This window comes from Curtobacterium sp. MMLR14_010 (genome assembly GCF_001865015.1).
Lineage (GTDB): Bacteria > Actinomycetota > Actinomycetes > Actinomycetales > Microbacteriaceae > Curtobacterium.
Map to the genome: position 1 here is coordinate 1 of NZ_MJGV01000025.1, position 8,484 is coordinate 8,484.

The 8,484-nt window shown below is 71.9% G+C and carries 5 protein-coding genes and 1 tRNA gene; all 6 read left to right on the forward strand.

Going from position 1 to position 8,484, the window contains the following annotated elements; all coding sequences use genetic code 11:
- The first annotated feature begins 36 nt into the window (after nt 1–36).
- The 6 genes from gltX (at nt 37) to BIU98_RS05490 (ending at nt 8,456) form a co-directional block, all read left to right on the forward strand.
- The gene (gene gltX / locus BIU98_RS05465) at nt 37–1,524 is read left to right on the forward strand and encodes a glutamate--tRNA ligase (RefSeq protein WP_071272946.1); all 1,488 of its coding nucleotides are present in this window, start codon (nt 37–39) and stop codon (nt 1,522–1,524) included.
- Between the two features lie 15 nt (nt 1,525–1,539).
- Complete coding sequence (locus BIU98_RS05470) at nt 1,540–2,484, forward strand: NAD(P)/FAD-dependent oxidoreductase (protein ID WP_071272949.1); 945 nt, start codon at nt 1,540–1,542, stop codon at nt 2,482–2,484.
- A 44-nt stretch (nt 2,485–2,528) separates the two neighbouring features.
- Nucleotides 2,529–2,603, forward strand: a tRNA-Gln gene (locus tag BIU98_RS05475).
- A 515-nt stretch (nt 2,604–3,118) separates the two neighbouring features.
- Nucleotides 3,119–3,940 (forward strand): glycosyltransferase family 2 protein, encoded by an 822-nt coding sequence (locus BIU98_RS05480; RefSeq protein ID WP_071272953.1) that lies wholly within the window; start codon nt 3,119–3,121, stop codon nt 3,938–3,940.
- Entirely contained in the window at nt 3,937–4,905 is a 969-nt protein-coding gene (locus BIU98_RS05485) for a glycosyltransferase family 2 protein (protein WP_071272955.1), read from the forward strand. Before BIU98_RS05480 ends, BIU98_RS05485 begins: the two co-directional genes overlap by 4 nt.
- Nucleotides 4,902–8,456 carry a glycosyltransferase gene (locus tag BIU98_RS05490; RefSeq protein ID WP_071272958.1) on the forward strand — a complete coding sequence of 1,185 codons (3,555 nt, stop codon included), beginning with the start codon at nt 4,902–4,904 and terminating at the stop codon, nt 8,454–8,456. The genes BIU98_RS05485 and BIU98_RS05490 overlap by 4 nt, the downstream gene beginning before the upstream one ends.
- Nucleotides 8,457–8,484 lie beyond the last annotated feature (28 nt).

Genomic DNA, 8,484 nt, shown 5'->3' on the forward strand with positions numbered 1-8,484 from the left:
GGGTTTTCTGCGTTCGGCGGGTAGGATCGAGGCGTCATGACTGCGCCTTTCACCACTGCCACCGGCTCCGATGTCCGCGTCCGTTTCTGCCCGTCCCCGACGGGTACACCGCACGTGGGACTCGTGCGGACGGCCCTGTTCAACTGGGCGTACGCCCGTCACACCGGCGGCAAGCTCGTGTTCCGCATCGAGGACACCGACGCCGCCCGGGACAGCGAGGAGTCGTACGAGCAGCTCATCGACGCGCTGCGGTGGCTCCGGCTCGACTGGGACGAAGGCGTCGAGGTGGGCGGACCACACGGCCCGTACCGCCAGTCGGAGCGGACGGACGTCTACCAGGACGTCATCGCGAAGCTCCAGGCCTCTGGACACGTGTACGAGTCATTCGTCACGCCCGAGGAGATGGAGGCCCGCAACGTCGCCGCCGGCCGTGACCCGAAGCAGGGCTACGACAACCACGAGCGCGACCTCACCGACGAGGAGCGTCAGGCCTTCCGCGACCAGGGCCGCACGCCGGCGCTGCGCCTGCGGGTCCCGGACCGCGACCTGAGCTTCCAGGACCTCGTGCGCGGGGAGATCACCTTCAAGCAGGGCACGTTCCCCGACTTCGTCGTGGTGCGTCCGAACGGCAAGCCCCTCTACACGTTCACGAACCCCCTCGACGACGCCCTGATGGGCATCACCCACGTGCTGCGTGGCGAGGACCTGCTGTCGTCGACCCCGCGACAGATCGCCCTGTACGAGGCGCTGTACGAGATCGGCCTGACGAGCTTCATCCCGGTGTTCGGACACCTGCCGTTCGTGATGGGGGAGGGCAACAAGAAGCTCTCCAAGCGTGACCCCGAGTCGAACCTGTTCCACCACCGTGCCGCCGGCATGATCCCCGAGGGGCTCATGAACTACCTCGCGCTGCTCGGCTGGTCGATCGGCCCCGACCGCGACGTGTTCTCGATCGACGAGATGGTGCAGGCGTTCGACGTCTCCGACGTCAACCCGAACCCGGCGCGCTTCGACCACAAGAAGGCCGAGGCGATCAACGGGGACCACATCCGCCTGCTCGACCCGGCGGACTTCCGCGACCGTCTGAAGCCCTACCTGACCGAGTACGTCGACGTGCCCGCCACCCCCGAGCAGGAGCGTGTCCTCGAGCTCGCGGCGCCGCTGGTGCAGGAGCGCATGCAGCTGCTGGGGGAGGCGCCGGGCATGCTCGGGTTCCTCTTCACCTCCGATGCCGACCTGGTCGTCGAGGACGACGCGCTCGCGAGCCTCAAGGGCGACCCGTCCGAGGTCCTGCAGGCGAGCATCACCGCGCTCGAGGGCGTCGAGGACTGGCGCACCGAGCCGATCGAGGCGGCGCTCCGCACGGCGCTCATCGACGGGCTCGGGCTGAAGCCGCGCGTGGCGTTCGGACCCCTGCGCGTCGGGGTCTCCGGTCGACGGATCAGCCCGCCGCTGTTCGAGTCGATGGAGATCCTCGGCAAGGACTCCACGCTCGCCCGACTGCGCGCCCTCGCGGCTCGCTGAGACGACGCGGACGGCATGGACGAACACGGGCAGACGGTCCACGACGTCGCGGTCATCGGTGCCGGCCCGGCCGGGCTCAGCGCCGCGCTGAACCTGGTGCGGGCGAAGCGGACCGTGCTGCTGGTCGACGCCAACCGACCGCGGAACGCCGCCACGCTGCGGTCGCACGGGTTCCTGACGCGTGACGGCATCTCGCCGCTCGAGCTGCGGAAGCTCGGGCGCACGGAGGTCGAGCAGTACCCGGAGGCCACGGTCGTCCAGGCGGTCGTCGACGACGTGCGTCCTGACGACGCTGGCTGGCGCCTGCACGGCACCTGGCGCGGCGCCGAGGTCGAGGCCACGGCGCGCACGGTGGTCATCGCGACCGGGCTGCGCGAGGAGTTCCCCGCGCTGCCGTCCCTGCGCGCCTTCTACGGCAGCGCGATGCACAGCTGTGTCGAGTGCGACGGGTACGACAAGGCCGGGCAGGCGCTGGCGTTCGTCTGCGAGACGGCCGACGTGGTCGGCCGAGCCCTGCTCGTCGCCTCGTGGACCGACGACCTCGTGGTGTTCACTAACGGCGTCGCGCCGCTCGACGACGCCGGTCGTGCGCGACTGGCCTCGGCGGGCGTGCGCGTCGAGGAGCGGCCCGTCGCCGACCTCGAGGGGGACCGGTCCGGGATGACCGGTGTCCGTCTCGCAGACGGGCACGTGGAGCCGCGGACGGGTGGGTTCGTGCGGCCGACGTGGCACGTCGACCTGGACTGGGTCGACGCCACCCTCGAGCGTGACGCCGAGGGCCTCGTGGTCGTCGATCGCGCCGGCCGCACCAACGTGCCCGGGCTCTACGCGGTCGGCGACGTCACGCCGCCCGGACCCGAACAGCTCATCGTCGCCGCGGGTCACGGGGCGACGACGGCGGCCGCCGTGCACCGCGACCTCGTCGGTGGTCTTGCGGACCCCCGGGATCATGTACAGTAGATGACCGTGCCCCGGATGACGGGGCGCGAGGCCGACAGGCCTCTTGGGGTATGGTGTAATTGGCAACACAGCGGTTTCTGGTACCGTCGTTCTTGGTTCGAGTCCAGGTACCCCAGCCAGACTGATGAACGGCCCCCGGGTTCTCCCGGGGGCCGTTCTCGTTCGTGGCGTCCCCGAGTCCGTGGAGTCCCAGCCCCTCCTGGTCGGCATCTGCGATGTGCGCTCCTCCGTGAGCCGCACCCGGCCGAACCGGTGCCGGTGGCGCGCGAAGCGCGCGAGCCGGCCGACGCGCGGTTCCAGGGCCCGCCCAGGGCGGACTGGAGGCTGGTGGCGGCGCCGCCACGAGCCTCCAGTCCGTCGTCCCGCACCACGCGGAGCGCGGGCCGTTGCGGGTTTCCGTATCCGCACTCGTGGGTCCGCAAGGGACCGCACATCGCATTGACCGGCACCGCTGCCGCCGCGATGGTGGGACTCACCAGGGAGCGGCGTCCGCCCGTTCCCCACCACCAGGCGGGGCACCCGACTCCGCAGGCATCGTCGCCGACGTCGCAGCGTCTCGTTCTCCGTCACCCACGGACGACCGTTCGCTTCCCACGAACTCCTCCGTATGCCCCCTGAACCCGACAGGAGCACCATGTCCGCCAGCACCTCCCGACCCCGAGACCCCCGCGTCTCGGTCGTCATCCCCGCTCGGAACGAAGCGAGGAACCTCGAGATCATCCTCCCGAAGCTCCCGCCCGTGTACGAGGTGATCCTCGTCGACGGCAACTCGGTCGACGACACGATCGCCACGGCCCAGCGCCTGATGCCGTCGATCAAGGTCGTGCAGCAGACCCGCAAGGGCAAGGGCAACGCCCTGACCTGTGGCTTCGAGGCCGTCACCGGCGACGTCGTCGTCATGTTCGACGCCGACTGCTCCGCCGACCCCGACGAGATCCCGCGCTTCGTGGACGCCCTCGTCGCCGGCGCGGACGTCGCCAAGGGCACCCGCTACGCCCTCGGTGGTGGCAGCGACGACATCACGATCGTCCGCAGCATGGGCAACCGCGGGCTGAACATGATCTGCAACGTGCTGCTCGGCACCCGCTACAGCGACCTCTGCTACGGCTACAACGCCTTCTGGGCCGACGCGCTGCCGAAGATCGGTCTGCTGTCGTCGACGCTGCCGAAGCCGACCGACGGTTCGATGCTGTGGGGCGACGGGTTCGAGATCGAGACCATCCTCACCTGCCGCTGGTCCGCCGCGGACCTGGTCATCTCCGAGGTCCCGAGCCACGAGAAGCTCCGCGTGCACGGTTCGAGCAACCTCAACGCCATCACGGACGGCATCCGCGTCCTGAAGTCGATCATGCACGAGCGCCGCCGGGCCGCCGACGCCCAGGCCCGCGCCCGCATGGCACCCGTCACCCGCGCCGTCCCGACCGCCGTGCCCGCGCTCGACGAGGAAGCGGCGTGATCGCCCCGACCGTCGCAGTCGTCATCTGCGCGTACACCCAGCAGCGCTGGGGCGACCTGCAGGACTCCGTCGAGTCGGCCAAGCGCCAGCCGGAGGCGACCGAGGTCGTCGTCGTCATCGACCACGAGCCCGAGCTGTACCTCCGCGCCAAGGCCCGCTGGCCCGAGCTGCGCGTCGTCGAGAACTCCGAGGACCGCGGCCTGTCCGGGGCCCGCAACACCGGTGTCGCCCTGACGGACGCCGACGTCGTCGCGTTCCTCGACGACGACGCCACGGCGGACGCCGACTGGCTGCAGCACCTGGTCGCAGCGCTCGAGCTGCCCGACGTCGTCGGCGTCGGCGGCCGTGCCACGCCGTCCTGGCCCACCACGACCGGTTCCGGCCCGTACCCGGCCGAGCTGCTCTGGATCGTCGGCTGCAGCTACGCCGGCCTGCCCACCGCGGCCGGCGACGTGCGCAACGTCATCGGGTCGAGCATGGCCTTCCGTCGTGACGTGCTGCTCGCCGCCGGTGGGTTCCGCTCGGGCATCGGCCGCGTCGGCAACCAGCCGCTCGGCTGCGAGGAGACGGAGCTCTGCATCCGCATCGCCCAGGCGAAGCCCTCCTCCCGCATCCGCTACGAACCGCGCTCCAACGTCTCGCACCGGGTGTCGCCCGACCGCGTCGAGATGCGCTACGTGCGTCGCCGCAGCTACTACGAGGGCATCTCCAAGGCCGTCCTCAGCCGTCGTGTCGGCACGGGCGACTCCCTGTCGAGCGAGTCGACGTACCTGACGAAGGTGCTCCCCGGCGCGCTGCTGCGGGAACTCGGTGCGCTCGGACGCGGCGGTGGGACCCGCGCGTTCGCGATCGCGCTGTCCGTGGCGTCGACGATCACCGGCTACGCCGTCGGCCGGGTCCTCGGTGGCGTCGTCGTCTCGCCGGCCGCCCCCGTCAAGGCGCCCCAGACCGTCGGTGCGCCGTGACCCGTTCCACCCTGGCGATGGTCATCTCGCCGGTCGTCGCAGGGCCGCTGTTCCCGACGTGGGACGGCGCCGTGTGGGTCGGCGAGGTCGACCGTGCCGACGTGCACGCCTCGAGCCACCGGGACGTCATCGCGCTCCGCGGGGCCGAGGGCTACCGCCGCGCACGGCTCCTCGTGCGGGACCGCGGCGAGCCCCTCGGCTTCGTCGAGACGGACGTCACCGAGCGCCGACGTATCGGCGCGACGATCGACGTCCGCGCGCTCCAGCGTGCGATCCGCCCGATGTCCGCACCTGCGGCACGTCCGGCGCCCACGGCAGGGCCGGCAGCAGATCAGATGCTGCCGTCCGTGACCGTGGTGCTCTGCACGGACGGCGCGTCCGACGAGACGATGCGCTCCGTGCTCGCCTGCCGCTACGACGACTTCGACGTCGTGGTGGTCTCGAGCGCCGCTGACGCCGGTGACGACACCGTCGTGATGATCGACGGCGTCCCCGTGACGACCATCGCCGCACCGGCCGGCGGGCTCGCCGCCGCACGGAACGCCGGCATGCTCGCCGCGACCGGCGACGTGGTGGCCTTCGCCGCCGAGGGGTCCGTCGTCGACGCCGGGTGGCTCCGCGCCATCGCCTCCGCGTTCGTCGCGGACCCGGACGTCGCCTGCGTGACCGGCCTGGTCCCCAGCGCCGAGCTCCGCACCCCCGCGCAGCGGTGGCACGACGACCGCGTCGCCGCAGCGCGCACCATCCGTCGCCGGGTGTTCCGCCTCGACGACGTCCCGGAGGACCTCCCACTCCACCCCTTCGCCGCCTCGGCCTACGGCACCGGCGCGAACCTCGCCGTGCGTCGCACGCGTGCCCTCCAGATCGGCGGCTTCGACACCGCGTTCGGACCCGGCACCCGCGTCGGCAGCGGCGAGGACCTCGACCTCTTCACACGACTGCTCTTCGCGGGTTCCGCGATCGCCGTCGAACCCGCCGCGATCGCGTGGCAGCGATCGGCTGACGACGTCGCGTCGCTCCGCCGCGCCGCCGCCGCGAGCGGCCACGGACTCGGAGCCTGGATGACCAAGAACGCCTTCGACCGCGAGACGCTCGCCGCCTCGGTCGACGCCGCACCGGAGGCCCTCGGCGCCTTCGCGCGACTCGGACTCGAGCAGGGCGACCACGCCTCCGTCGGGGACGACGACGCAGCCCGTGCGGACAGCGTCGACACCGAGTTCTCCGCGACGGCCCGACGCCTCCGGGGCGTCGAGCGTCGCTCCGTGCTCGCCGCCCCGTTCCTCGCGCTCCGCGAGCGGCTGGGGGGCGCCGGAACGATCGACCGCACCGCCAGCGGTCGGCACGAGCTGCAGCGGGGACTCGGGAGCGCCGGGCCCGGTCAGCCGGTCGTGTCGAACGCGATGAGCCCGACGGGTCGCCTGCTGGCGGCCGGTCTGGTCGTCCTGGCGCTCGTCACCGCCGCCGTCGGGAGCATCGCCGGACTGCCGACCCTCCGGGCGAGCACCGTCGCGGTGTTCCTGTTCGCGCTGCTCGGCGTCGCCCCGCTGCTCCTGCTCCGACCGATGCCGCTGGCCCGGTTCGCGGTGTTCGCCGTGTCCGGGTCGCTCGTCGGCACGATCGCCATCGGGTACACGATGGCGACGGCGCACATCTGGGACCCCGTCGTCCCGTTCGTGGGCGTCCTCATCCTCACCGCGGTGGCCCTGGTGATCGCGGTGCCGCGTGACGTGGCGGAGCTCCGCCGACGTCGCGTCGCACCGGCGCACCAGGCTGCTCGCCGCGGGTGGAGCACGACCGCGACCGTGACGGCCGGGTCGTTGCTCGGCCTGGTGGTCATCGTCGTCACCGCCCTGACCCACATGGGCGACCCCGTCCGCGACGGCCTGTTCGGTTCGCTCGGCATCGGGCTCGTCGTCGGCCTGGCGCTCGTGGTCGCAGCGGCGGTCCTCGCCCTGGTCCGCGGGCGTGGCGTCGCCGTCCCCGTGGTCGTCCTCGGTGGCGCCGTCCAGCTCGCGCAGGCCATCACCTACGGCATGCCGACGGTCATGGCCGCGGCACGGCACGTCGGCGTGCTCGAGTACATCCGCCAGTACGGCGGGACCAACCCCGCCGCCGACATCTTCCAGACGTGGTCCGGCCTGTTCGCCGGTGGCGCGTGGGTGGCAGAGGTCGCCGGGATCACCAACGCGATGCTCATCGCCGCGTGGGTGCCGGTGCTCCTGGCGTTCAGCACCACCATCGCCGTCGGGGTCCTCGCCGCGAACTGGCTCCCCGGTGTCCGTCGCCCGTGGACCGCAGCGTTCCTCACCGCGATGACCGGCTCGCTCAACACCACGTACTTCTCCCCGCAGTCGGTCGGCATCCTGCTGTCCATCGCGATCCTGGTGCTCGCGACCGGGACCCTGCGGAACGCGGTCGTCACCGCGCCGGACGGCACCTCGACCACGACGCCGCGTGCCAGGAAGGTCGGGATCTCCCGGCTCGTCCCGATCGCCGCCATCAGCATCGTGCTCGCGGTGACGCACCAGATCTCCCCGTACCTGACGGTCGCGGCGCTCGTGGTGTTCGTCGTCTTCCGCCTGGTCCGCCCGTGGTGGGTGCCGCTCGTGGTGCTCGTCCCCGCGGTGGCGTTCGCGGCGCTGAACGGCAGCGTGCTCGACAAGTTCCTCTCCCTCGGCGCGGTCGGCCACGTGTTCCAGAACGTGCAGCCCCCGTCCCACGAGTCGACGGTGCTCCCGGCACCCCTCGTCACCCGGCTGGCGTTCGACGTGCCCGCTGCGACGCTCGTCGTGCTCGGACTCGCCGCGCTGGTCACGGTGCTGGTCCGTCGGGACCGCCTGCACTGGGGGCTGCTCGCCGCGGCGGCGAGCCCGATCTCGTTGCTCGTCGCCACCAACTACGGCCAGGAGGGCATCTTCCGCGTCGTCCTGTTCGCGACACCGTGGATCGCGATCCTCGCGGCTGCGCTGCCGTGGCCGACTGGTCGTCTCGCCCGCGTCGGTTCGACGCTCACCACGGTGATGCGTCCGACGTCCGTGCGGGTCGTCGTGGCCGCTGCCGGGGTCGCTGCCCTGGTGGCGATCGGGGCCTTCGGGCAGACCGCGCTCGACTGGAACCGCGTCCCCACGCGGAGCGAGTCCGCTGCGACGCAGTACTACGACGCGACGGCGCCCAAGGGGTCCGTGATGCTCCTCACCGGGTCGGCGATCGCGGTGCCGAGCAACACCGGTGCGCGGTACTTCGACGTGTCGTACCTCACGCGGGAGGCACTCGGGACCTACCCGGACCCGGCCGCCGCGTACGACGCCGACGCCGACCTCTCCGGGGTCACCCGCGACCTGGTCGGCACGTGGCCGGCGACGAAGTACTACGCGCTCGTGGCCGAGCCCTTCGCCGCGTACGGCGAGCGGTACGGCTACCAGACCGCCGCGCACTACCAGGACCTCGCGACGGCGATGGCGTCCTCTCCCGACTGGAAGCGTGTCTGGTCATCAGGCACCACCGCCGTGTACGAGCTGACTCCGACAGGGATGCGACATGCAGCCAACTGACTCCGTGCGGCCGCGACGGACACGGCGA

Coding starts and splice junctions, on each gene's coding strand:
- BIU98_RS05480 (WP_071272953.1), top strand. CDS start 3,119: ATGTCCGCCAGCACCTCCCGACCCCGAGACCCCCGCGTCTCGGTCGTC.
- gltX (WP_071272946.1), top strand. CDS start 37: ATGACTGCGCCTTTCACCACTGCCACCGGCTCCGATGTCCGCGTCCGT.
- BIU98_RS05470 (WP_071272949.1), top strand. CDS start 1,540: ATGGACGAACACGGGCAGACGGTCCACGACGTCGCGGTCATCGGTGCC.